This window comes from Allomuricauda sp. MMSF_3307 (assembly GCF_030733585.1).
GTDB lineage: Bacteria > Bacteroidota > Bacteroidia > Flavobacteriales > Flavobacteriaceae > Flagellimonas.
In genome coordinates this window covers 199,288-224,853 of sequence record NZ_JASHIQ010000003.1, presented here as the reverse complement: position 1 = coordinate 224,853, position 25,566 = coordinate 199,288, and the positions used below count along the sequence as shown (strand labels likewise).

The following is a 25,566-nucleotide window of genomic DNA, read 5'->3' as shown; positions in this document are numbered from 1 at the left end:
GTTAGAAGAATCTAGGGGAATCAATCTGTTTTCCTTTATTTTTTGAGTTCTTGTTTTTTGATTTATTGTTTCCGGAGCCAAAACCGCCCCTTCCAATATAAAATTTTAGGATGGCCTCGTGGGAACCTCCACTGAATTCGCCCAAGCTGTTGGTATTATAGTCGTAGGCATATCCGATAAACATACCGTTGGAAATCTGGAAACCGGCCAGGCCGCTCACCGCGTTATCAATTCGGTAGGATGCACCTATGGTCAATGCATCGATAAATTGGAAATTGGCCGATAGGTTTACCGTAACCGGGGAACCCTGGAGGTAATTTACCAAAAATGCAGGTTTAAACTTCGTCTGCTCACCCAATTCGAACACATAGCCGCCAATGGCATTCACCTGCATATTGTCCTCTACGATGGTCGCCACTTCGTTATTGTAAAGGGCATTGGTCAAAAAGTTGGGCACAGACACCCCAAGATACCAATCCTCTTCATGGTACATAAAAAGTCCAGCACCGACCGTTGGGTAAAAACTATTGAAAGTGCCCCCAAGTATGGACCCATCGGAAGGATTTTCAAAAGTTCCTTTGGAATAGTCTATGTTGAGCGAGGAACCTCCAGCGTTCAGCCCAAATGAAAGTTTGGTCTCGTCGGACAATTGAATCTGATAGGAATAGGCAATATCAAAAAAAGTCTGGGTCGAAGGTCCTAGCTGATCATTTACGATATTGATGCCCAATCCCATCTTCTCGTTGCTGAAAGGAATATTGGCGCCTCCCCGAATGGTGGTCGGTGCTCCGGGAATATCCACCCATTGCGCTCGATAGAGTCCAATAATCTCTGGACTTTCCACGGTACCCACATAGGCAGGGTTAAAACTCCCAATATTGTACATGTATTGGGTATACTGTGGTTCCTTTTGGGCAAAGGTTTGACCCAAGGCCATGCAAAAGGCCACAAAAGCTATGATATATTTTGACAAAGCTGTTGTATCTGGCATTTTAGTTGTCTCTTACAATTTGAATCCATCCTTTTACCACATCGGTACCATCACCATTAAGGTCCAGGATATAGAAATAGGTCCCTTTGGGCAAATCTCCGTTCTTGCCTGTTCCGTCCCACGAACTATCGTAACCATCCATTTGGAACACACTGTTGCCGTAGCGATCGAACACTTCGAAGCTATTGTTTGCATAATCTTGATGACGCACCAAGGTCAAGGTATCGTTTACCCCATCACCATTGGGTGAAAAAATATTACATATGGTTCCCGGGTCCTCGCATTGACTTCGGTTCACCGTTACCGATACAGTACTCGAATTATTATCGGGGACACCGTCATTAGGGAACGAAGATGCCAATATGGCTGTGTTCTCCAAGTTTCCGGCTTCCACGGCAACAACTATGATTTCGAGCGTAACCTCCTCCTCTGCGGTTAATTCGTCAATCGTCCATTCGCCCGTATTCTCGTCATAACTTCCTTTGGAAGGTGTACTGGAACGGTATTCGAATCCGGCAACCAAAATATCGTTTACTACAATATCCAATACCCTGTCCATCGTCGTATTCTGAAGGGTAATGGTAAAGATTACTTCAGAATTCAGCAATACTTCATTTCTATTGATCTCCTTTGTAATGGCCAAATCGATATCCACTGGGTTACACTCGGGTGTCAAGAAAGGATCACAAGCATCCAAAGGATCGGTGGCGTTTTCTGGAACGGCCTCGGTGCTCGGGTCATCCACTATCAAAACTTCCTCTCCATCGGTAAGGCCATCACCATCAGTATCTGGATCATTAGGGTCGGTACCGAGCTCCGTTTCTTCACCATCCGTGAGTCCATCGCCATCGGTATCCACGGTACAATCGCTCACCGAAATGGTCACTTGTACCGAAGTAGGCGTGCAGGGAGCTTCAGCAGTTGTTGTGTATTCAAAAACATAGTTACCTACGGGTAGCCCTGTAAAATCGACATTGTTTTCGGACCCAATACTGAGCGTACCGTTGGATGGGTCGGTAACCAAAGCCCATGTTCCCGGGTCGGCTCCAGTCAAGGTGTTGTCCAAATCAATCACATTCGGCCCTCCATTTCCGGCTACATTACACGCAGTTGTATTTGTAGGCGTTCCTGCATTGGGTGATTCGGTTATGGTAGCCACCACTTCCACACGCTCCGATTCACAGCCATTGGCCCTTGCGGTCACATAAAAAGAGGTGGTTTCAAGTAATGTATTGGTGGTATAGGTAGCACTGGTTCCTACAATATTGCCGCCAGTCGGGGCATCATACCACGTATAGGTAATGGTGCTGGCATCAGCAACGGAAGCTGTTGCCGACAACGTCAACTCCGCCGAACCACAACTGGTATCTCCAGAGGTGGTATCGATGGTCGGGGTAAAGTTGCGGACCAAGGTAATGGCCAGTACCGGACTGCCGCAATCGTTGGGTTCATCATAATAAAAACCGTAATATGTTCCAGGCTCCACCACCGTGCTGCTGAGCAAATGGGCAGCTGTTTCCGAAGGAACATCGCTAGTACTCCACGTGAGCTCCGTACCTGCCGGGGCCGTACCACTAACATAGGTATCCAAGTCGGTATTGACATCATCACAGAATTCGATGGTGGTATCACTTCCGTTGAACACGGGTGCCGTATCTCCTGCATTGCAGGGAAGGGAGCAATCGATCACCGTGATTGTCAACTCGACGGTATCATTTACGCAAGGAGCTACTGCGGTATTTGTGGTATAGGTAAATACATAGCTACCCAAAGGTTGACCATCAAAATTTATAGTATTATCTGGATTAATGGTGATGGAAGACCCTGTTTGTGAACTGGTCAACGCCCATGATCCAGAATCCTGTCCTGTAATACGATTATCCAAATCAATGAGCGTACTTCCACCGCTTTCCGTGGTGTTACATACGTTTCCTCCCGTGGTGGTGCCCGCATTTGGGGCTTCGTTTACGGACAATGTTACAGTAACTGTATTTGGACTGGCACAATCATTCAAACTATCGTAATAAAAACCATAGTAGGTATCCTGATTGACCACTTGTGTACCCGTTATGACACTGGACCCCAAATAATCCCCAGTTTGACCGGAATCGGGATTGGTGCTCCAAACCAACTGGGTTCCAGCTGGTCCAGTTCCATCCACATAATCATCCAGATCTTTGCTAAAATCGCTAAATAAATCGACACAGAATTCAGTACCGGAATCATTGAGGATGGGTACTGATGAGCCGGCGGCACAAGCATCATCATTATTGATGGTTACCGTAGCAGTGTCCGAAATATCGACGGTCAAAGCCGTACTTCCCAAATTGGCCATAGAGACCTGAAGCGTTTCGTTATCTTCAATGAGCGTATCTGGGGTTGGTGTTACTTCAAATGTCTGAATTTCTCCAGCTGTACCAGCAAACGTCAAGGTTTCATTAAGGATTGTGTAATCGGAGTTTGCTGTCGTGGCTGTTCCATCGGATGACAATACGTCTACCGTAAATCCGCCCGTAACTTCATTGTTTAAGGTGGCCGAAACAGTTATGGGTCCATCATCCTCGTTGCCATTTGCATTGGAGATGGTTACTGCTGCGCTATCATCATCAATATTCTCTACAGAAACGGTTTGATCGGGAACACCCAAATATGAAATTGCACTTCCCAAAGCTACGCTCACATCGACATCATAAGCTTGAATACCGTCTACAATGGCGTCGTCCACACCTGTTACCGTTACGGTCTGTGGTGTATCCCAATTCGCTGTGGTAAATGTTAAGGTAGATGGTGAAACCGTACCCTCCGTAACATCACTGGATGTAATATTAAAAACCACATTACTGATCAAGGTTCTACGATTAAGCACCACGGTAAAGGTGTCCGTGCTACCATCTTCAGAAGTGGATGTATCCCCATCAGATTCCACAATGGTAAATCCGGCCACATCATCATCCGAGTTTGTTACCGAGACTGTATCGGTCAAATTGTCAAAAGCGTTATCACTGGCGCCATTATTTACGGTAATGTCAATATCGAAAGTTTGAGCATCATCTATAATAAAATCATCCTCCCCAGTCACCGTTATAATTTGTGGGGTATCCCAATTGGCCGGGGTAAACGTTAAAAGTGAAGGGGAAACGGTAGCCTCGCCAGTGTCCCCGGACACAATATCAAAAACTACATTGGATGTTGGCTGTACATCCAAAACCACGGAAAACGTATCCGTTGCCCCATCTTCCGAGGTGTTAGTAGTCCCGTCGGTCTCCACAATGGTAAAGCTCGCAGAATCGTTGTCGTTGTTGGTAACCGGAACGGTTTCCAAAAGCCCGTCAAAGTCATCGTCGCTAGCACCATCATTCACGGTTACATTCACATCAAAAGGCTGGTCCCCGTCAATTATGGCATCATCTACCCCAGTAACGGTAACTTCTTGAGGGCTATCCCAATTCCCTGTGGTAAATGTCAAGGTTATTGGTGAAACCGTGCCTTCAGCAACATTGTTAGATGTGATATCCAAAACAACATCCGTTGCAGGTTGGGCATCCAACACCACATCGAAGGTATCCGTTGTGCCATCCTCTGATGTAGTAGTATTCCCATCAGTTTCTGTTATAGTAATGCCTGCTATATCGTTGTCCGTGTTTTGTGCATTTACAACTTGTGACAACCCATCAAAATCATCATCACTTGGTGCATCAACCACGCTAATAGTGACAGTAAACGGTTGATTGCCATCAATAAGATTATCATCCACTCCCGTAACCGTAACGGTCTGCGGGGTATTCCAATTCGCATTGGTAAAAGTCAACTGGTTTGTATTGACAGTACCCTCGCCCAAATCGCTAGAAACGATATTTACCACTACATCACTTGCCGGTTGAGCTCCCAAAGCGACGGTAAAAGTATCCGTTGTTGCGTCTTCTGACATTATGGTGTTTCCGTCTGTTTCGACAACGATTAGCGAAGCGGTATCGTCGTCCGTAAAAGAACTATTCCCAACAGCAGTGGCTATGACTGCATTGGCACTTGCATTGCTCAAAGTCACGCTTACCGCCTCGTCGGCTTCCACGACCGTGTCGCCCGTAGTGGTGACGTTTACCGTCTGAGACAGGTCCACCGTGCCTGCCAAAAATGTGAGTGTTCCGGTATCGGTGTCTTCGTTGCCACCGCTTATCGTGTAATCGACCGTAATATTGTTGTCGGGGTCCGATTGGTCGATGCTCACCGTAAAGTCTATCTGGCTCGGGCCAGAATCCCCTTCCGCTTGCGGGGCAGGGCTGTTGATACTGATGCTCGCCTGGTCGTCGTCCGTGAAGGAACTTGTGCCCAATGCCGTGGCTATGACCGCATTGACGCTCGCATTGCTCAAAGTCACGCTCACCGCCTCGTCGGCCTCCATGACAGTGTCGCCCGTAGTGGTGACGCTTACCGTCTGGGACAAGGTCGCTGTGCCTGCCAAAAATGTGAGCGTTCCTATATCGGTGTCCTCGTTGCCACCGCTGATCGTGTAATTTACCGTAATGTTGTTGTCGGGGTCCGATTGGTCGATGCTCACCGTAAAGTCTATCTGGCTCGGTCCCGAATCCCCTTCCGCTTGTGAAGCGGGGCTGTCGATGCTGATGCTGGCCTGATCGTCATCTGTGAACGAACTCGTGCCTACTGCCGTGGCTAGGACCGCATTGCCGCTCGCATTGCTCAAAGTCACGCTCACCGCCTCGTCCGATTCCACGACCGTGTCGCCCGTAGTGGTGACGCTTACCGTCTGGGACAAGGTCGCTGTGCCTGCCAAAAATGTGAGAGTTCCTGTATCAGTATTCTCGTTCCCACCGCTTATGGTGTAATCGACCGTAATGGGATTGTCGGGGTCCGACTGGTCGATGCTCACCGTAAAATCAATCTGACTTGGACCTAAATCTCCCTCTGCCTCCGAAGCTGGACTGTCGATATTGATGTTCGCTAAATCATCGTTCAGTATGGTGTATGTGGTGGTAGAATTCGTTCCAGGCACAACGTTAGCCGAGGCGTTGACCAAGGCTAGAACAATAGTTTCATCTGGCTCTATAGCTCCATCACCCGTAATGGACAAGGATGTGATAGGGAAAGATACAGGAGCAGGGTAATTTCCAGCTGGAATAATAATGGTTTCTGGTCCAGCAAAACTATAATCTCCAGGAGAAGTGGCACTACCCAACCCGGTATCTTCTACATCAACGGATGCAGGAGCTATGATATTTCCAGAAACGATTACTTGAGGAAGATTTCCTCCTGTGTTCTCAACATCCGAACCCGTGGCTTGTGAAAACTCAACGGTCACCTGTCCAAATCCGAAACCAGTACCGAGTAGTAAGAAAAAGAAAAATATTAAGCGACCAAGACCCATAGTGGTGCATGGTGGCAATGAGGTTTTTTTAAGCAGAGATTGCATTATGTATTGCGTGCGTTTCAGTTATGTTCTTCTTGCCTGCGTGTAGTTGGTAGTTTGGGTGAATCAATATTACAAAAAAGGCGAGGAACAAGCCTCGCCTATTAGTTTAAATCTCAATTTATTCGGATGAAGTGTTTTCCAATTTCAGGAAACAGTTGCAGAACTGGTTTCGGCGTCCCTATGGATTTTTTTCACCAAACCTTGCAAAACCTTGCCCGGCCCGACCTCCACAAAGGAAGTAGCACCGTCGTTTACCATTTGTTGTACGCTTTGCGTCCACTTCACGGGGGCCGTTAATTGCAGGATCAAATTCTTTTTGATTTCCTCGGCATCCGACACAGCGGTGGTCGTCACATTTTGATAAATGGGACAGCTTGGCGTCTTAAATTCCGTGGATTCAATGGCAGCTGCCAATTCTTCCCGTGCCGGCTCCATCAATGGCGAGTGGAACGCTCCGCCCACAGGCAATAACAGGGCTCTACGTGCTCCGGCTTCCTTCATTTTCTCGCATGCTACGTTTACCGCATCCACCTCACCGGAAATTACCAATTGCCCGGGACAGTTATAGTTGGCAGGAACCACGATGCCTTCTACTTCGGCACATATCTTCTCCACTATCTCGTCGTCCAATCCCAAAACCGCAGCCATGGTACTAGGCTGAATTTCACAGGCCTTTTGCATAGCAAGGGCACGTTGGGATACCAGTTTAAGGCCGTCTTCGAAATTCAAGGTGCCATTGGCCACCAATGCGGAAAATTCGCCCAAAGAGTGTCCGGCCACCATGTCAGGTTGAAAGGAATCACCCAATACCTTGCTCAAAATCACAGAGTGCAAAAAAATAGCGGGCTGCGTTACCTTGGTCTGTTTCAGGTCTTCATCGGTGCCTTCAAACATGATATCGGTAATGGAAAAGCCCAAGATTTCATTGGCCCTTTCAAACAATTCCTGTGCTTGGGAGTGATTTTCGTAGAGGTCTAAGCCCATTCCTACAAATTGTGCTCCCTGTCCTGGAAAAATATATGCGTTCATAGTTATCTAGTTTTTTGAGTGGGACAAAAATAGGGAATATTCTTTGATGCTTCTTTGGGAAGAGACCATGGTTTGTTCCCTCCCAAATTCAAGTTGACCATCAATCTTCCTTGAACCAACTGGAATATTTCACATAATTATTGGCAATCCTATCTATTTCGCCTTTGGATAGTTCTGGGCTGATATCCTTTAGTTTCCTTGCGGGCATCCCGGCATAAATACTTCCCGCTTCCACATGGGTCCCTTGGGTCACCACCGCCCCAGCGGCGATAATGGAATTGCTTTCCACCACACAATCGTCCATAATAATGCTTCCCATGCCCACCAGAACATTATCTTTTATAGTGCAGCCATGCACAATGGCATTGTGGCCTATGGAAACATTGTTCCCGATGGTGGTCGGGGATTTCTCGTAAGTACAATGGATTACCGCACCATCCTGCACATTGACCTTGTTTCCCATTTTGATAAAGTGGACATCACCACGCACCACGGCGTTGAACCAAACACTGCATTGGTCGCCCATACTCACCTCGCCTACAATGACGGCGTTTTCGGCAATAAAACAGTCTTTTCCTATCTGTGGGGATTTTCCCCTCACGGGTTTGATAATCATTGATTGTAAATTTTACTCTTTAACAAAGAAACGCATCTCGACTGCGCCTGTCTGCCGACAAAGGCAGGCTCGATGTGACAATTTATTGAAAATACGATAATAAATCGGCCTTTTTGGATGCCGATACCGAAAGTTCCTTGCCATTGCTCAGGACTACACTCCCGCCTTTTCCCTTCTTGTATTTGACTACCTCGGAAACATTCACCAAATAGGATTTATGGATACGGGCAAAGGAATAGGATTGTAGGGCATCCTCAAAATACTTCAAGGTCTTGCTCACTACAATTTTCTTCTTTTCCAGATAGATTTCGGTGTAGTTGTCGTCGGCCTTACAAAAATAGATGTCGGATACTTCCAGTACCTGAAAACCATCTTGTTGCGGCAAGGTTATCTTTCCTTCTGCACGAACAGGCTTTGCTTGCAGCACCTGTCCTTCCAGCGCATTCTCTTTTTCCTTGATGGCCCTTACATAGTCAACCGCCTTGACCAACTCATCAATATTGATGGGTTTCATCAAATAATAGGCCGCATGGTGGTTCAGGGCATCCATGGCATATTGGTTGTAGGCAGTCACAAAAACCGTTTCAAAGCTACGTTCGGGAAGCTGGTCCAACAGGTCAAAGGCATTGCCAAAAGGCATTTCCACATCCAAAAACACCAAATCGGGCCGGTGTTTTTTGATTTGGGCCAAACCTTCTTCAATGGTAGCTCCTTCACCTAGCAGGGTCACATTTTCGCAATACTTGGCCAAATAGCTCCGAAGGATTTCCCTGCTATTGGCCTCATCTTCCACAATTACCGCTTTTAGTTCCATCATTGTTTTTTGAGTTTTAGGGAAACCCGCGTTCCTGTTTGGTCCTTGTGCAGGTCGGAAATGGAAACCTCAACACGGTTTTTGTACATATCGTTCAAAATCTGGATTCTTTTTTTGATGTTCCCCATTCCCTTTGAATTCTGCTTTTTTTGATTGCTGGTCTTTAGTTCGGCGGATTTTTTTCTACCGATACCATCATCCTCGATACAGATTTCGAGCATATCCGAGGTGACCTGTTTCACCTTTATTGTAAGGGACCCTTTTTCTTCCTTATAGCGTAATCCATGCCAAATGGCATTCTCGATGTAGGGTTGCAACAACATCGGCGGAATCTGAAAAGCATCCACATCCACTTCCTTATCCACTTCAATGTCATAATCGAACTTATCGGCAAATCTGGAGTGCTCCAACTTCACGTACAAACACAACAATTCCAATTCCTTGGACAAGGGAATAAAATCCTCTTCGGAATTTTCTAGCACGCTGCGCATCAACACGGAGAATTCGCTTAAAAAGCGATTGGCACTGCGCTCATCGCTTTTGGCAATGTACGTATTGACCGAATTCAGCGCATTGAAAATAAAATGGGGATTCATCTGTGTCCGGAGCGATTTGAGTGCCAACAGATTGTTCGCCAGTTTTTGCTGCCGATTGCTTCGGTAATATAAAAATGCCGTAAGCGCCATTAAGGCGATACCAAAGATCAAGGAATAAATGATCCACTTTTGTCGCTTGCTGGTCTCCTCGTACAACTGTTGCTCGGTTACGGCGAGACTGTATTTGCTCTGGCTGAGTTCCCGCTCCTGTTCCAAACTGCTAATACGGTTCTGGGTATTGGCTATCTCCCGATTGAAACGGGCCGCCCTCGATATTTCCTGTTCCTTGCGCACGTAGAGGCTATCCACCACCGCCACATAATCTTGATAGGACTCCAGCGCCTTGGTGTAATCGCCCTTATATTTATATACCTCGGACAGTTTTCGTGTGGCATCTTTTTGCACGACCAAATCATCGTCCCTGTCAGCTTCCACAATACTTTTCTCCAGATAGGGAATGGCCTCGTCCAATTTATCCTGAGCGATGTAAGCATTGGCAATTTTGTAGTTGATGCGCTGCGAAGTAATGGTATCCCTAGTACTGATGGCCTGACCAGCAGAGGCCACACTGGACCTTGGCATTTGTTTGAGCTCGTCCAGATTACGTTTTCGGATTTGGATTTCGTCGGCATACCGACTTTTTTGATTATAGAAATCGGCCACTTTTTCGCTTTCTTGCACAAATCGTTCCGGTGCCATCTTCTTGGACAGGTCCAATGAATTTTGATAAAAGCCTTCGGCTTCCAAGGTCCTATCTTCCACCGCAAAGGCATCCGCCAATTTGGAATTAAGGTCAATCTCCTTTGGAGAAATCTGATTTTTTTCGGCAATGAGCAGTCCTTGTCGATAATACTCCTGTGCCAATTTTAGATTTCCCAATTCCATTTGAGCATCGCCTAAGGTCTCAAAAAGTTCTATCCTCTGATAAGGCACCATGTTTTTCGTCTCCACCAAAGGTTCCAAAATGGAAACCGCACTTTCAAAATTGCCATTGAGCACATAGGCTTTGCCCAACAATATTTTGGTTCGGTTGGATTCCTGGGCCTCCAAGGCATCTTTAAAGTTGGTAATGGCCAGATCATATTGTTCGTGAAACATATAAATCTCGCCCAATGTCCGAAGGGACGAAGAAAATTCCTTTCTGTTTCCCATGCTTCCCAGAGGCTCCATGGAACGGGCAATAAAATCGATGCTTTTTTCCAAATCGGTTTTCTTGTAGGCTTCTGCAGAATCCAGAAAACGTTGATGGTCCGCAAGGTTGGTTCGAGAACTGACTGTTTCCCATTTTTGACGGGCTTGTCCCACGGCCCCACCATATCCTTCGACCAATATATCTACGTCTTCGCCAGATTTGATTCTATAGCGTACCGTTTCAAGTTCGGAACCTTCGACAATAAGCATATCCCCCACAGAGGCCCTGATGCTAAATTCCCCTAAACCATTGGTCGTGGTGTAAGCTCCCTTGTCCGTAGAAACCTGAACCCCTTGGATGGGAACACGATTTTCCATTCCCTTTACAGTACCTTTAATGAGCAGCTGACCTTGGGTATTGTTCGCCTGTGACCAAGCCGAAAGGGCTGTCATCAATACCAAGATGGATATGTAAATTCTTCGAAACATAACTAAGGTAAACATACTGCTTCCCAAGCACTTTAAAAAATGTGTTACTTCAGATTTTGATCCAAAAAGAGCCGAATTCTACCTACTTACGAAACCACTGGTCCCGTTCCCTCAATTAAAGGGAACCTTCGCTCATTCCCGATTTTATTTGGAAAATGTTACGGATACATTTACCCCAACATTAAAATTATTGCATCATGAAACATATTAAACAGATTGTAAGCTCAGCCTTTTTGGTACTCTTAACAGGAACAACTTATGGTTGCAACCTAAAGGCACATACCCAAGAAACCACTACCTTGACCACCAGGTATGAGGAAGCACAACCCAAGGAACAATACGTTAAAATCGCACTTTTGCTGGATACCAGTAACAGTATGGACGGACTCATCAACCAAGCAAAGGCCCAACTATGGGACATTGTGAACGAATTCACCCATGCCAAATGCGGCAATGATCTCCGGCCATCGTTACAAATTGCATTGTATGAGTATGGCAACGACAATCTTTCTTCCCAAGAAGGCTACATTAGGCAGGTTCTAGGGTTTAGCAAAGATTTGGACGAAATCTCCGAAAAGCTCTTCTCACTGACCACAAACGGCGGGGAAGAATATTGCGGTCAAGTTATCCATACGTCGCTAAAGCAATTGGATTGGGGCAAAAATGCCGATGACCTTAAAATGATCTTTATTGCAGGCAATGAGCCCTTTACCCAAGGGAAACTCAACTTTGAGGATGCGGCAGCCAATGCCAAGGAAAAGGATGTCATCGTCAACACCATTTTTTGTGGCAACTACGAACAGGGGATTTCCACCATGTGGAAACAAGGAGCCACTCTTACCGGTGGGGAATACATGGCCATAGACCATAATCGCCAAGTGGTGCATATCGCAACACCATACGATGATGTGATTATCCGATTGAACTCTAAACTGAACAACACCTATGTTTCCTACGGAGCCATGGGCAGGCAGAAAAAAGAGCTTCAATCCGTGCAGGATGCCAATGCCGCCGCCTTGGAAGAAGTCGTAGTGGTAAAACGCGCGGTGAGCAAGAGTTCCCGATTGTACAAAAACTCACAATGGGACTTGGTAGATGCTGCCGAAGCGGATGCGACCGTTATTTCGGAACTGGAGGATGAGGAGCTTCCAGCAGAGCTTCAAGGAAAATCCGAAAAGGAGATCAAGGCCTACATCGATCAAAAGAAAGCGGAACGGGAGGACATCCAAAAACAAATCCAGGAACTCAATGCCAAACGCGAAGCGTATATCGCCGAACATCAAAAAGAAGAGACGGGAGAATTGGAAAATGCCATGCTATCTGCCATTAAGGCCCAAGCTTCCAAGAAAAATTACAGGTGGGAAAATTAGGAGCAGCTCCCATATCAAAATCATCAAATCAAGCGCAGTCGAGTGCCTATGCAGTTCTCGGCTGTGCTTTTACTGATTTTTTACGATAACTTTCTAATTATTGGCTGCAGGGCAGTAGCAATCGTAACGTTTTCCTTGATCGCTCTGTCCAAAATCGTACCCCAAGGTAATTTGATGGAACCCACCATTATCAAAACGGATATCACCGGATTGGTACGAATAGTTGTAAGAAAACATAAATCGGTTCACATTGACACCGATAATCGGTGTGAACAACTGTAAGCGCTGTTCTCCGAACGTGCCGTTGGTCTGGAATTGGGCACCATCAAAACTGCGACGGTACGATAGCCCTGCCCATACAGTACCAAAACTCACATCCCGGTACACCTTGGCATTGAAATCCACCGTTTTTTCGCGGGTGAATTCAGTCATCTGAAACAATATGGAAGGTTCTATTCGGGTCGTGTTTCCAAAAACATATCCCACGGAGAACAGATAGCGTCGCAAATTGTCGAACTCGGCCAAGGTATATAAATCGCGTCCACTGCCCAAAACGTTCAAAATTGCGGCGTGGGCGTAAAACTCAAATAAATTATAGGAAACGCCAAGGTCCATGTTAAAGTAACTGGCCGTATTCTTCACCCCGGTCACCACTGGGTCGGGGATTACGGATCTAAACTCGGTCTCGTCCAGACTGCTGAGTATCACGCCAGCACTCAAACCAAAAGACAACTGGTTGAGCGTACGAAAATCACCTCCGAGCTGCAAATGATGCGCATAGGTGGCCTTGAACCCCGTTTGGGAGTGGTAACCGTTGGAATCATTAAATAGAATGCCCCCAATACCACTGCGCTCCCCTACCCTCGAATTGATGTTTAACGTTTGTAAGCTCGGTGCCTCATCAACATTGAACCATTGCTTCCTTGCCGTAAGACGAATCTTGGTACCCTCGGCAATACCGGCCATAGAAGGATACACCAGATAATAATTGTCCGATAAATAGTCGAAATATACCGGAATTCCCTCCTGTGCCTTTATGGTAGACCCAAAACAAAGGATGATTATAATTGAGGTTAAGATACGTCTCATGTGACGACTGGGGCTAATGGTTATTGAATACAATAAAACAATAAGATAACGGAAAGCACCGTACATTATTATAATATTTTGCTGCGCATTCCAACTATTGGTATTTTTGCATAAAAGATAACAGATGAAAGAGTACAATATTACGGTTGTCCCTACCAACAACCCCAAGATCATCAAAATGGAAGCCAACCATTTTTTGGTGAAGGGCAACTACGAATATAAGAACATCGATGAGGCCAAAGACTCGCCTTTGGCACAGCAACTTTTCTATCTACCATTCGTCAAAACCGTTTACATAGCCAGCAATTTTGTGGCTTTGGAACGTTTTGATATTGTGGAGTGGGACGATGTTAAGGACGAAGTGGCCCAACAGCTGGTGGAGTACCTTAATGCAGGTGAACCCATTGTAAATGAGGTGGATGTAAAGAAAAAACAACCCATCACGGTATATGCCGAAGTTACGCCAAACCCGGCGGTGATGAAATTCGTTTCCAACAGGCGTATTGTTCCCTCAACCTACGAATTCAAAAATATTGATGAGGCCAAGGACTCTCCGTTGGCCAAAGAGCTTTTCCATCTACCCTTTGTGAAGGAGGTATTTATGGACGAAAACTATGTCTCCATTACCAAATATGAAGTGGCCGATTGGGAAGAAATCAATATGCAGTTGCGTGAGTTCATCCGTGATTACTTGGCGGATGGTAAGGAAGTGGTGACAGCCGAAGCCATCCAAAAAAGTAGGGAAACGGTGGAACAAAAGAACACCCAGACCCAGTATGATGATACCTCACAGCAGATCATCGATATTTTGGAAGAATATGTAAAGCCTGCCGTGGCCAGCGATGGCGGAAACATCCTTTTCCAATCCTATGAGGAGCAAAGTGGAACGGTCAGCGTTATCCTTCAGGGGGCGTGCAGTGGTTGTCCATCTTCCACCTTCACCCTTAAAAACGGTATCGAAACCATGCTAAAGAACATGATGGGCGAAAAAATCAAGGAAGTCGTTGCCCTAAACGGGTAATTTCCAGTTAACACTCCTGTAATCCGTTCAATTTTTCCTATCTTAAAGGAAATCTAAAAATTATATTGACCATGGCAGTTTTAAAAGTTATCGAAGTATTGGCAAATTCCAACAAAAGTTGGGAGGACGCAACCAACAAAGCTCTGGAGCAAGCCTCAAAATCAGTCAAAAATATTCGCTCCATTTACATTAATGAGCAAAGTGCTACAGTAAAGGATGGAAAGATTGACGACTACAGGGTAAACGTTAAGATTACCTTTGAAGTACAATAATTCCTTTAAAGGATTGGTAATGCGTCCAAAGTGGCGCATTTTTTTATGTGTTAAAATGCCCTAATAATGAAAAAAGTACTTTTCTTCCTACTTATGGGAATCGCAGTACTGAGCTGCAAACAAAAAACAGAAGAAGTGAGCTACAAACATACCAATGCCCTCATCCACGAGACAAGTCCGTATTTGCTGCAACATGCACATAATCCCGTTAACTGGGAAGCATGGCATCCGGACGTTCTAAAAAGAGCCCAAAAAGAGGACAAACCCTTGTTGATCAGTATCGGTTATGCAGCATGCCACTGGTGCCATGTGATGGAAGAGGAATGCTTTGAGGATGAAGAAGTCGCCAAGGTGATGAACGAAAATTTCATCAATATAAAAATAGATCGCGAAGAACGCCCAGATGTTGACCAGATTTATATGGATGCCATTCAAATGATATCCGGTCAGGGTGGGTGGCCGCTCAATATTGTTGCGCTTCCCGATGGAAGGCCTTTTTGGGGCGCTACCTATGTACCCAAGGAAAATTGGATAAAATCCTTGGAACAATTGGTAGAGCTTTACAAAACGGACAAACCAAGAGTAATAGGATATGCATCCGACCTTGCCAATGGGCTAAATGCGATTAACCTGGTGGAAACGGATACGGATAGTGAACGGTATTCACTGGAACAACTGGACACTGCGGTGAACAATTGGACCCAGTATTTCGATACATTCTTGGGCGGGCACAAGCAGGCACCCAAATTTATGATGCCCAATAATTGGGACTTTTTATTGCACTACGCCACCTCTGCGCAAAAACCGGAAATTATGGAGTTTGTGGACACCACCCTGACCCGTATGGCCTATGGCGGGATTTATGACCATGTGGGCGGTGGGTTTTCCCGATACGCCGTGGATGTGAAGTGGCACGTACCCCATTTTGAAAAAATGCTGTACGACAACGGCCAACTCGTAAGCCTTTATGCGAAAGCCTACGCCGCCACCCAAAACCCTTTGTACAAAGATGTGGTGGAAGGGACTTTGGAATTTGTGCAAGGAGAGCTTTTGGACAACAGCGGTGGATTTTATTCTTCCTTGGACGCAGACAGCCTGGATGAAAATGGTAATCTGGAGGAAGGCGCGTTTTATGTTTGGACCGAAGCTGAACTCACCAAACTTTTGGGCAAGAATTATGACCTCTTTAAGGCATATTTCAACATCAATTCCTACGGGCATTGGGAAGACAACAACTATGTATTGATACGGGACAAAAGTGAGCTTGAAATTGCGGAGCAATTCAGCATTAAAGTACCCGAATTAAAGAAAACCATCAATGAGAGTCTGACTGTTTTAAAAAAGGAGAGGGAAAAACGCTCAAAACCCCGCCTAGACGATAAAATCCTGACCTCATGGAACGGATTGATGTTGAAGGGACTTGTGGATGCTTATCGCTATTTAGGCGACGAGGCCTATTTGGACCTTGCCCTTAAAAATGCAGCTTTCATTCAACGGGAAATGGTTAAAAAAGATAATTCGCTTTACAGAAATCATAAAGAAGGAAAAAGTAGCATCAACGCCTTTTTGGATGATTACGCAACGGTAATCGACGCCTATGTGGCCTTGTACGAGGTCACTTTTGACGAACAGTGGCTCGGATTGGCCAAACGATTGCTCGACAATACCAAGGAACACTTTTTTGACAAAGCTTCGGGCATGTTCTTTTATACTTCTGACGAAGACCAATCCCTTATCCGAAGGACCATCGAAGTGGACGACAATGTGATATCCTCGTCCAACTCCATGATGGCCATCAATCTGTTCAAACTTCACAAACTCTACCCTGATGAAGGCTACGGCAGCTTGTCCGAACAAATGCTGAAAAACGTTCAAAAGGACTTTGACCGCAGGGCCCAAAGCTTTTCGAATTGGTTGCATTTGGTGCTGTTCCAGAATCATAATTTCTACGAAATTGCAGTAATTGGTGAAGACTACAGGACCATGGGAAGGGAACTTGCCCAAGCCTACTTGCCCCAGAGTATTTTGGTGGGCAGCCAAAGCCAAGGGAATCTGGAATTGTTGAAAAACAGGGAAGTACCTGGTAAAACACTCATTTATGTCTGTATCGAAGGGGCCTGTAAACTCCCCGTAGATAGTGCAGGTGAGGCTTTGGAGCAATTATAAAAGGGGCTTAACATTAACAATTGTTTAAAAACCTTTTCTTTTATTTCACTTGAATATTAATTACGTTGCCATTTAAACAAAAACCATTATGGAAGAACTAGAAAATTACCAAGATTACATCGATCAGGCCATGGAATGGGCCATAAGCATTTTACCGAGCCTCATTACGGCCATCATCACCTTTTTTATTGGTCTTTGGGTCATCAAATTTTTCAATCGGATGGTCCGCCGCTTTTTCGCGAAAAAGGATTACGATGAAACCTTGGAGTCTTTCTTACAAAGCTTTATCAGCATTGTTCTAAAGGCATTGCTCTTTGTCTTGGTCATTACCCAACTGGGCGTTAAAACCTCATCCTTGGTCGCTATCGTTGGTGCGGCAGGTTTGGCTATTGGTTTGGCCCTTCAAGGCTCTTTGGCCAATTTTGCGGGAGGAGTGCTCATACTCATCTTTAAACCATTTAAAGTAGGTGATTGGATTTCTGCCCAAGGTGTGGACGGATCGGTAAAGGAAATTTCCATTTTCAATACCAAATTGAGCACCTTCGGCAACCAGATTGCCATCATTCCAAACGGACAGCTTTCCAACGGAAACATTGTGAACTACAATATGGAAAATACGCGCAGGGACAAAATTGACGTGGGTATTGGCTACGGGTCCAACATCAAGGAAGCCAAGGAAATATTATTGAAAATCTGTGCGGACAACCCGAACATCAATACCGAGCCAGCACCAGAAGTTTACGTGGGTGCATTGGCCGATAGTTCAGTAAACCTAACGCTACGTTTTTGGGCCAACAACGATGTATTCTGGCCAGCACATTTTGATGTGATCGAACAAACGAAACTGCGCTTTGATGCAGCAGGAATCGAAATTCCATTCCCGCAACGGGTGATGCACAAAGCCATGGAGGATTAACTTTTCTTCTTTTGCTGGAGTACAAAGTCCTTGAGATAGTATGGCTCAAAATAGGCCACATCCTCAAATTGTTGCGACTTGAACTTCTCAAAAGCAATAGTGGCCATCTCCTTTGCAGATGGTACCACATCAGGATTAAAGATAAAATTGGGGTGTTGCAAGACACCCCTACATTTTTCAGCCCCACTTCCCACGATATGCACCTTGTTTTCGCCGACATAATCAGCGAATGAAGCTTCATCGATAATCTCTGCACGGGTTTCCCGCACTTCTTGGTAACGATGGTCATACACACAGGAATACACTTCCATTCGTCTGGCATCCAGCACAGGAATCACCAATTCACCCGGATGCAGGTCTACTTGGCGGGCCATGTTTTGCAAGGTCGGGGTCGAAATCAGGGGAACATCCAAAGAAAAACAAAGGCCTTTGGCCGCGGATACTCCAATGCGCAATCCGGTATAGGAACCCGGTCCTTTGCTTACCGCTATTCCATCAAGGTCCGTAAATGACAAAGAAGCCTCTTTCAAGGCTTCTTTTATGAATACGTGCAATTGCTCTGAATGTGAATAGTTCACCGCGTTGTTCTCTTTTAGGACAACAATTTGATCATCCTTGGAAATGCCAACGGAGCAATTGGTGGTCGCTGTTTCTAAATGTAGTAGTATGGCCATAGCGGCCACAAAGATACTAGTTTAATGAGATTGGCATACCAAAGTAGAACTCCAATATCTTCAAACGGAAGATATAATCATACTTGGTACGGATCACATTGGCGCGTGCATCGTCCAATCGGGCTTGTGCCTGACCAAAGTCAAAAGCGTTCAATAGTCCAACATCGAAACGGTCCTTGGAATATTGATACGCCACTTCACGGGCCTCAAGAGTCTTTTGGGCCGCCTCATAGGCTTTTGAAAACGTCCTTACATCCACATACGCCTGATTGATGGCGGTTTCCAGTTCCAATTTTGTGGATTCCATTTGCAGTTGGGCTCGGTCCAAATCGATTTTAGCACGCTTTACATTGTTCCGTGTGCTCCATCCATTAAAAATGGGTACGTTCAACTGTGCACCATACGAAATACCATCGTTGATCCATAACTGATCGATAAAGCCAATAAACTCCCCTGTTAGAGGATCCCTGTTTTGATCGGAATACCTTGTATTGTAGTTAAAGAATGCACCAACTGTTGGATAGTAAGCCCCTTTGGCGATTTGCACATCCTTCTCCGCAACCTCAATGTTTGCCTCCGCCAATTTGATGTCATTTCTGAATTCAAGGGCTTTTGCAAAGATGGATTTTGGGGAATTGGACAAAATATCGGAAGGTGGAACTTCAAAAGATTCATCGGCCACATCGAAGTTGTCATAGTCGGTAATCTGTAGTAGTTGTGCCAAATTGATCCTGGAGATGGTCACCAATGCCTCATTATTGATTACTTGCTGTTCTTGGCTCGCTGCGGTTGCTTCGATTTCCAACAAATCTCCCCTCGGCACCACTCCAGATTCCACCAACTCCTTGGTTCGATTCATATCCTGCTCGGTAACCTTAAGTTGTGCTTCCGAAACTTTAAGGGCCTCCTTATTGCTAATAACCTGTAAATAGGCGTTTGCTACGTTCAATCGAATATCGTCCTTAAGGTCGTCCAAACGATATTGATTGGATATCGCATTCAACTTGGCACGATTTAAACGGTTGATGTTTCGCAAACCGTCAAAAAGTGTGACAGATGAAGTTATATTGGCCGATGAGGAAAGAATGGTCCCCGTTACCAACTGGTTGGTTGTAGGATCAAGAATAAGACCCGTATTTCCAGAAATGTTGGTATTGGCATTTAAATCGGGCAATAAATTTCCCAATGCATCGGATTTGTCGATTTTCGCATTTTCCAAGTCCAGCTCAAACTGCTCAATGGTGAGGTTGTTCTCAACAGCATAGGTGACACATTCTTCCAATGTCCATTTCTTGACCTGTGCGCTTATGGAAAAAACGGCACAAAAAAATAGTAGTATTGAAATTTTTGATTTCATTCGTTTTTTGATTTTGCTCATTAATATTGGTTGGCCTGTCTTATTCTTCGTCAGATCGCTTCTCCAACTTGTTCCAAACCTTGATTTTGTCATCCTCGGTAATACCCGATACAATTTCTACATCGATACCGTCGCTTACACCCAATTCCAAATCCCTGCGTTCAAACTCGTTCTCGGCCACCTGTACTTCCACATAAGGTTTCTCGGTTTCCTTATCGAATTGGAGCAATGCTTCTTTTATGGACAGTACGTCCTTCCGCTCTTCCAATACAATGGAAGCATTGGCACTATATCCGGCACGTACGTATGAGGTACTATCACTAGGCGTTACATCAAGATCACCTTCTATCTTAAATTGAACGGCACCTTCTTCCTCAACACCTTTTGGGGCTATGAACTTTAACTTGGCGTCGAACTTTTGCTCTTCCAAGGCTCCCAAACTGATTTCCAAAGGCATGCCCACGCTCAACTTGCCTACTTCGGCTTCGTCCACCTCTCCTTCAAAGATCATTTTGGACATATCGGCTATGGTGGCAATGGTAGTACCTTCGTTAAAGTTGTTACTTTGGATTACTTGATCCCCTTCTTTTACAGGAATCTCCAAAATAGTTCCAGATACGGTAGCCCTAATATTGGTGTTTGCACTGGCCGAACCTCCCGCAGAACCTTTTCTAATAATTTGATAATCGGCCTGTGCATTTTTCAACTCCTGCAGGGCTTGCTCGTAAGTAAGCTTTAAGTTGTTGTAATCTTGATTGGAAATAACACCCTTGTCAAAAAGAGTCTTGTTCCGGTCATATTCCAATTTGGCATTGTTTAGTGCCAACTCGGCATTACGCACCCTTCCGGCAGCTTGGTTCAAGGATTGTTCGTTGGGAACCACCTTGATCACGGCAATCAGGTCGCCCGATTTTACTTGGGCACCTTCTTCCAACATTATTTTATCAATGATTCCGGAAATTTGGGGTTTGATGTTGATCTCGTCCTCGGGAATCACTTTACCGGTTACGATGACTTTATTTACAATATCCTTCTTTTCTGCTGTTTCGGTTTTATACAGCTCTACAGGAGTACTGTTCTGCTTTAAAAAGTAGACTACAGCGGCCAAAATACCTATGACCACTACCCCTATTAATCCGTACTTTACATACTTGTTCATTCTTGCTTATTTGATTTCGTTATTTAATTGTATTGATGATTATTCTTCCCTTAATGCGTCTATGGGTTTAATTTTTACTGCACGGTTGGCAGGCAATAGGCCAATGAGCACGCTCAGACCTACCATTAAAATAAATGATACGATGAACTGCGGCACACTGATCATGGGTTTCACGAACGGGAAATCATCCCCGCTGCCAAACATGGCGTCCAACGCCGACAATACCCCTACTGCGATGGCAAAACCGACCAAGCCAGCAAATGCGGTCAACACGATGGCCTCTACCACAATCTGACGCTTCACAATGACTGGGGTTGCCCCAAGTGCCCTACGCACACCTATTTCCTGGGTACGTTCCTTTACCGTGATCAAAAGGATATTACTGATGGCGATGACACCCGCGAGTAGGGTAAAGATCCCTACAAAAAAGGAGAATCCTTTGAGCACCATGGTAAACCCGGTAATATTGTTAAATATTTCGGACATATCGAAGCTGCCTATGGCACGTTCGTCATCCGGGTGTATATCGTACTTGGCCTTTAAAATGCTTTTGATTTGGGCCTCCACGAACGGCACAGGTGTATTCTCTTCAACGGCAATGGCCATCCATCCCATACGATCGCCTGAATTAAAGGCCTTTTGAAAAGTGCTGAACGGGATGAACACCGCGTTCTCACCATCAATATTAATATTGTTGTTGGGTTTATAGATTCCCACTACGCTAAAATATACCCCATTGATACGGATTTCCTCGCCAATCGCTTTTTCGCCTTTTTCAAAAAGGAGCTTATAGGTTTCTTCCCCAATGACACAGACTTTTTTGGAATCTTCAATATCAGTCTGGTTCAAAAACCGGCCTTCCACCAACTTCTTTTTGGTAATGTTATCAATTTCAGGATAATCGCCATATACCGAGGAACCACTTGTCTGTCCATTTCTGTATACGCTTACGGTACCTCTATGGCTAGCCAACTCAATACGTGGGGCAAGGACTTCGATTTCAGGAATCTGTCTTTTCAGGATATCCGCATCCTCCAACTTGTATCGGATTCTTCTTCCACGCTCAAAGCCCTTATAGGGTTCGGAGGTGGATTGACCCCAAACAAACAAGCTATTTGAAGCTGTACCGGCAAAAAGTTTGTTGAACCCGTTGCTCATCCCGTTGGCAGAACCCAACAACAGCACCAAGATGATCATAGCGAAGATAACCCCCAACATGGTCAAAAAGGTCCTGAACATGTTCTTGCCCAGGGTATGAAAAATTTCTATCCACAAGTCTTTATCAAATAACCACATAACTATTTATCACTTAGTGCAACAATGGGTTTAACGTTTGCGGCCTTCATAGCCGGCAACAAGCCAGCCAATACTCCTGCAATGATCAATATGATGGTCGCAGTGACCACCACGGAAAGGCTTACGGAAGGATTGCTGAAGGCTGGTGTCTGGATTGCAGGTCCTACCGCAGCCAGAATCATCCACGCAAAAGCCAATCCCACAAAACCAGAGATGGCTGTGATGAAAACAGATTCCAACAACACCAAATTGATAATTTGGCGCGGTCTGGCACCCAATGCTTTTCGCACCCCGATTTCCTTGGTTCGTTCCTTGATGGTAAATACCATAATGTTACCGATACCTACGATTCCAGCAACCAAGATCAAAAATCCGACACCAATACCAATAGCTTTGAGCACCGCGGTAAAACTGCTGATATTGTCAAAAGCCTCGGCATAGTTCCAAACATAGAGTCCAGCTTGGTCTTCGGGTGAAATCTTATACCTGCGTTTCATTAGGATTTCCAATCTTTCCGAAAACTCCAAGGCTTCCGAAAGGTCGTAATTAGGATTGTACGTTAGGGCAATGGCATTGATGTCGTTGGTGTTACTGTAAATCCGTTGGTACGTACTTACGGGCGCATAAATCATTCTCTCGGCGTTGTCGTCCCCATCATCCGTAAAGATTCCAATCACCCTGAACGGCAATCCATTGAACTCCACAAATTTCCCCAGAGGGTCTTCGTCCTTAAAGAGGTCTTCAGCTACTTTTCTTCCGATAACAGCCACCTTGGCCTTATTCACAATATCGGCCTCATTGATATACCTACCTGCCATTACCAAGGTTTTTTCTATGGCTTGGTGATCGGGATGAACTGCCTGTACGGAGTAGGACCCTGTTTCGGCTTTATACCTTGCCGTCGCATTGGCATAGTACCTCGCACTGATGTATTCTATATCGTTCGGGAAACTCTGTTTGATGTACTCCAAATCATCGTTCTTGAGCTGGATACGTCTGCCGGCTTCAAAACCGCCATATGCCTTGGATGTGGTTCCAGGGCGAACAAAGATGGAGTTGGTGGCATCATCATTGAACTGCCCTACAAAACCATTCTGCATCCCATTTACCGAGGCCAACAGCATCACCAGAATAAAGATGGCCCACCCCACTGAAAAACCCGTCAAAAAGGTTCTCAGCTTATTGGTCTTCAGCGTGTTGAAAATTTCCTGCCAAACGTCGCGATCAAACATACTGTTCCGCTCTTACTTGTTCTACTTTTTTATCTTCCACAATTACCCCATCCTTTAGGTGCACAATACGTTTGCACATGTGGGCAATGTCTTCTTCGTGGGTTACCACCAAAATGGTGTTTCCGTCGTCGTTAATTTTTTGGATAAGGTCCATTACTTCGTAAGACGTTTTACTGTCCAAAGCACCGGTGGGCTCATCCGCCAAAAGGACTTTGGGTTCAGCAGCCATGGCACGGGCAATGGCCACCCTTTGTTTTTGACCTCCGGAAAGCTCACTGGGCAAATGTCCTGCCCATGGTTTTAGTCCTACGCGCTCCAAATATTGCATAGCTTTTTCTTGTCGTTCTCTTCTAGGTACCTTTTGGTAATACAACGGAAGGGCAACGTTCTCCAAAGCGCTCTTATAGTTGATTAGATTAAACGACTGGAATATGAATCCCAAGAATTTGTTTCGGTATTGGGCTGCCTTGGTCTCGCTCAAATTTTTGATGGGCACGCCATCCAAGGTGTACTCCCCTGAGTCGGCTCCGTCCAACATTCCCAAAATGTTCAACAAAGTGGATTTACCCGATCCCGAAGATCCCATAATGGCCACAAGTTCGCCTTCCTCTACTTTAAAATTGATTCCCTTTAAAACATGAAGGGAATTGCTTCCCATTTTATAGGATTTATGAAGATCTTTGATTTCTATCATGATTGATGATGTTAGCTATCTTACGTTTACCTCTGCAAGTAAGACATTAAAGTTGTTAAAATGTTACAAGATTTTTTACTTTTTTTTTCGAAAGGGTGGTTTTTAAAGCCTATTCCTTGGCCAATGCGTTCCATACCTTGACCTTGTCACTGGCTCCCAAACCTGACTTGACCTCTACGAATATGCCATCGCTCACGCCAAGCTCCACCTCTTTCCTTTCAAATTGCTGGTCGGCTGTTTCCACCTCAACATACGGTTTTTTGGTCTCATCATCAAATTGCACCAAGGCCTCCTTTACGGCCAAGACACTGTCGGCCCTTGCTAAAATAATGGAAGCGTTTGCACTTAGTCCAGCGCGAATAAAAACGGTATCATTCTTTCTGAGGGTTCCTTTGATCTCAAACTGAATGGCCCCATTTTCCTCCTTGCCTTTTGGAGCAATGTAGTCGAGCACGGCATTGAACACTCGGTTTTCAATGGCACCTACCGTAATTTCCAAGGGAAGGTCTTCTTTGATTTTCCCCACCTCCGATTCGTCTACCTTTCCTTCGAAGATCATTTTGTCAACATCGGCTATGGCTGCAATCGTGGTACCCTCATTAAAGGTATTGCTTTCGATGACTTGATTGCCCACTTCCACGGGCACTTCCAAAACCATCCCGCTTACCGTGGCACGTATCAAGGTATTGGCGGAATTGCTCAAACCGCTGGTGGTACCCGTCTTTACAATATCAAATCGTTGATTGGCCGCTGCATAGGCTTGTTTGGCCTGGTCGTAGGACACTTCTGCCCTTTCCAGGTCCGCTTTTGGGATAACGCCCTTGCCAAATAGATTGGATTGGCGCTCGTAGTTCCGTTTTTGATCGTCCAAATTTATTTTGGCCTCGTTAATGGCGTTCTTGGCATCATTGAGTGCAGAAAGATTGGGCACTACCTTGATTTTTGCCAACAGATCACCAGATTTGACGTAATCGCCACCTTCCACATAGATTTCCTCGATCACACCCGAAATATTAGGTTTGATCAATACCTCTTCCAAAGGAAGGATGCTTCCCGTGGCCACGGCCTTTTTCACAATGGTCTGTTTGGACGGTGTTTCGGTTTCGTACACCACAGGGTCTTCCGCATTTTTCTGATAGAGATAGTACATGGAGCCACCGAACACTATTACGATGAGCAACAAGATGACAATGGTTACCGATTTTTTCATTTTACGTATTGTTAATTGA

19 protein-coding genes are annotated in these 25,566 nt (G+C 45.2%); 5 read left to right on the top strand and 14 right to left on the bottom strand.

The window, feature by feature from the left end; all coding sequences use genetic code 11:
• Position 1: 1 nt before the first annotated feature.
• The 6 genes from RBB12_RS09335 to RBB12_RS09310 form a co-directional block, all read right to left on the bottom strand.
• Positions 2 to 991: a type IX secretion system membrane protein PorP/SprF gene (locus tag RBB12_RS09335; RefSeq protein WP_293284296.1), complete on the bottom strand. Its 990-nt coding sequence runs from the start codon at positions 989 to 991 to the stop codon at positions 2 to 4.
• A gap of 1 nt (position 992) precedes the next feature.
• Entirely contained in the window at positions 993 to 6,416 is a 5,424-nt protein-coding gene (locus RBB12_RS09330; RefSeq protein WP_306013670.1) for a gliding motility-associated C-terminal domain-containing protein, read from the bottom strand.
• A 144-nt stretch (positions 6,417 to 6,560) separates the two neighbouring features.
• Positions 6,561 to 7,445: an ACP S-malonyltransferase gene (fabD, locus tag RBB12_RS09325; protein WP_306013671.1), complete on the bottom strand. Its 885-nt coding sequence runs from the start codon at positions 7,443 to 7,445 to the stop codon at positions 6,561 to 6,563.
• Positions 7,446 to 7,545: 100 nt separating this feature from the next.
• The gene (locus RBB12_RS09320; protein ID WP_179383710.1) at positions 7,546 to 8,061 is read right to left on the bottom strand and encodes a gamma carbonic anhydrase family protein; all 516 of its coding nucleotides are present in this window, start codon (positions 8,059 to 8,061) and stop codon (positions 7,546 to 7,548) included.
• Between the two features lie 82 nt (positions 8,062 to 8,143).
• Positions 8,144 to 8,875, bottom strand: a complete 732-nt coding sequence (locus tag RBB12_RS09315) for a LytR/AlgR family response regulator transcription factor (RefSeq protein ID WP_306013814.1) — start codon at positions 8,873 to 8,875, stop codon at positions 8,144 to 8,146.
• Positions 8,875 to 11,091, bottom strand: coding sequence for a histidine kinase (locus tag RBB12_RS09310; RefSeq protein ID WP_306013672.1), 2,217 nt, complete (start codon positions 11,089 to 11,091; stop codon positions 8,875 to 8,877). Before RBB12_RS09310 ends, RBB12_RS09315 begins: the two co-directional genes overlap by 1 nt.
• Before the next feature lie 197 nt (positions 11,092 to 11,288).
• Between RBB12_RS09310 and RBB12_RS09305 the strand changes: the two genes are divergently transcribed.
• Positions 11,289 to 12,461: a vWA domain-containing protein gene (locus tag RBB12_RS09305; protein WP_306013674.1), complete on the top strand. Its 1,173-nt coding sequence runs from the start codon at positions 11,289 to 11,291 to the stop codon at positions 12,459 to 12,461.
• A gap of 93 nt (positions 12,462 to 12,554) precedes the next feature.
• Here RBB12_RS09305 and RBB12_RS09300 read toward each other — a convergent pair whose 3' ends face one another.
• Positions 12,555 to 13,550, bottom strand: a complete 996-nt coding sequence (locus RBB12_RS09300) for a type IX secretion system membrane protein PorP/SprF (protein WP_179383707.1) — start codon at positions 13,548 to 13,550, stop codon at positions 12,555 to 12,557.
• A 124-nt stretch (positions 13,551 to 13,674) separates the two neighbouring features.
• Between RBB12_RS09300 and RBB12_RS09295 the strand changes: the two genes are divergently transcribed.
• From RBB12_RS09295 to RBB12_RS09280, 4 genes are all read left to right on the top strand, one after another.
• A complete protein-coding gene (locus RBB12_RS09295) occupies positions 13,675 to 14,571 on the top strand; it encodes a NifU family protein (protein WP_306013675.1) in 897 nt (298 codons plus the stop codon).
• A gap of 71 nt (positions 14,572 to 14,642) precedes the next feature.
• Positions 14,643 to 14,843: a dodecin family protein gene (locus RBB12_RS09290; RefSeq protein WP_207029564.1), complete on the top strand. Its 201-nt coding sequence runs from the start codon at positions 14,643 to 14,645 to the stop codon at positions 14,841 to 14,843.
• Positions 14,844 to 14,909: 66 nt separating this feature from the next.
• Entirely contained in the window at positions 14,910 to 17,009 is a 2,100-nt protein-coding gene (locus RBB12_RS09285; protein WP_306013676.1) for a thioredoxin domain-containing protein, read from the top strand.
• A gap of 88 nt (positions 17,010 to 17,097) precedes the next feature.
• Positions 17,098 to 17,925 carry a mechanosensitive ion channel family protein gene (locus tag RBB12_RS09280; RefSeq protein WP_306013677.1) on the top strand — a complete coding sequence of 276 codons (828 nt, stop codon included), beginning with the start codon at positions 17,098 to 17,100 and terminating at the stop codon, positions 17,923 to 17,925.
• Here RBB12_RS09280 and tsaB read toward each other — a convergent pair.
• The 7 genes from tsaB to RBB12_RS09245 all read right to left on the bottom strand — a co-directional run bounded on the left by tsaB (position 17,922) and on the right by RBB12_RS09245 (position 25,547).
• Positions 17,922 to 18,599 carry a tRNA (adenosine(37)-N6)-threonylcarbamoyltransferase complex dimerization subunit type 1 TsaB gene (gene tsaB / locus RBB12_RS09275; RefSeq protein WP_306013678.1) on the bottom strand — a complete coding sequence of 226 codons (678 nt, stop codon included), beginning with the start codon at positions 18,597 to 18,599 and terminating at the stop codon, positions 17,922 to 17,924. The two genes, RBB12_RS09280 and tsaB, sit on opposite strands and share 4 nt — an antisense overlap.
• Before the next feature lie 16 nt (positions 18,600 to 18,615).
• Positions 18,616 to 19,956: a TolC family protein gene (locus RBB12_RS09270; RefSeq protein WP_306013815.1), complete on the bottom strand. Its 1,341-nt coding sequence runs from the start codon at positions 19,954 to 19,956 to the stop codon at positions 18,616 to 18,618.
• A gap of 40 nt (positions 19,957 to 19,996) precedes the next feature.
• Positions 19,997 to 21,115: an efflux RND transporter periplasmic adaptor subunit gene (locus tag RBB12_RS09265; RefSeq protein WP_179383702.1), complete on the bottom strand. Its 1,119-nt coding sequence runs from the start codon at positions 21,113 to 21,115 to the stop codon at positions 19,997 to 19,999.
• A gap of 39 nt (positions 21,116 to 21,154) precedes the next feature.
• Positions 21,155 to 22,354, bottom strand: a complete 1,200-nt coding sequence (locus RBB12_RS09260; protein ID WP_257023949.1) for an ABC transporter permease — start codon at positions 22,352 to 22,354, stop codon at positions 21,155 to 21,157.
• 59 nt (positions 22,355 to 22,413) lie between these two features.
• Positions 22,414 to 23,643: an ABC transporter permease gene (locus RBB12_RS09255; RefSeq protein WP_306013680.1), complete on the bottom strand. Its 1,230-nt coding sequence runs from the start codon at positions 23,641 to 23,643 to the stop codon at positions 22,414 to 22,416.
• Complete coding sequence (locus RBB12_RS09250) at positions 23,636 to 24,337, bottom strand: ABC transporter ATP-binding protein (protein WP_179383699.1); 702 nt, start codon at positions 24,335 to 24,337, stop codon at positions 23,636 to 23,638. The genes RBB12_RS09255 and RBB12_RS09250 overlap by 8 nt, the downstream gene beginning before the upstream one ends.
• 109 nt (positions 24,338 to 24,446) lie before the next feature.
• The gene (locus RBB12_RS09245) at positions 24,447 to 25,547 is read right to left on the bottom strand and encodes an efflux RND transporter periplasmic adaptor subunit (protein ID WP_306013681.1); all 1,101 of its coding nucleotides are present in this window, start codon (positions 25,545 to 25,547) and stop codon (positions 24,447 to 24,449) included.
• Positions 25,548 to 25,566: the final 19 nt, after the last annotated feature.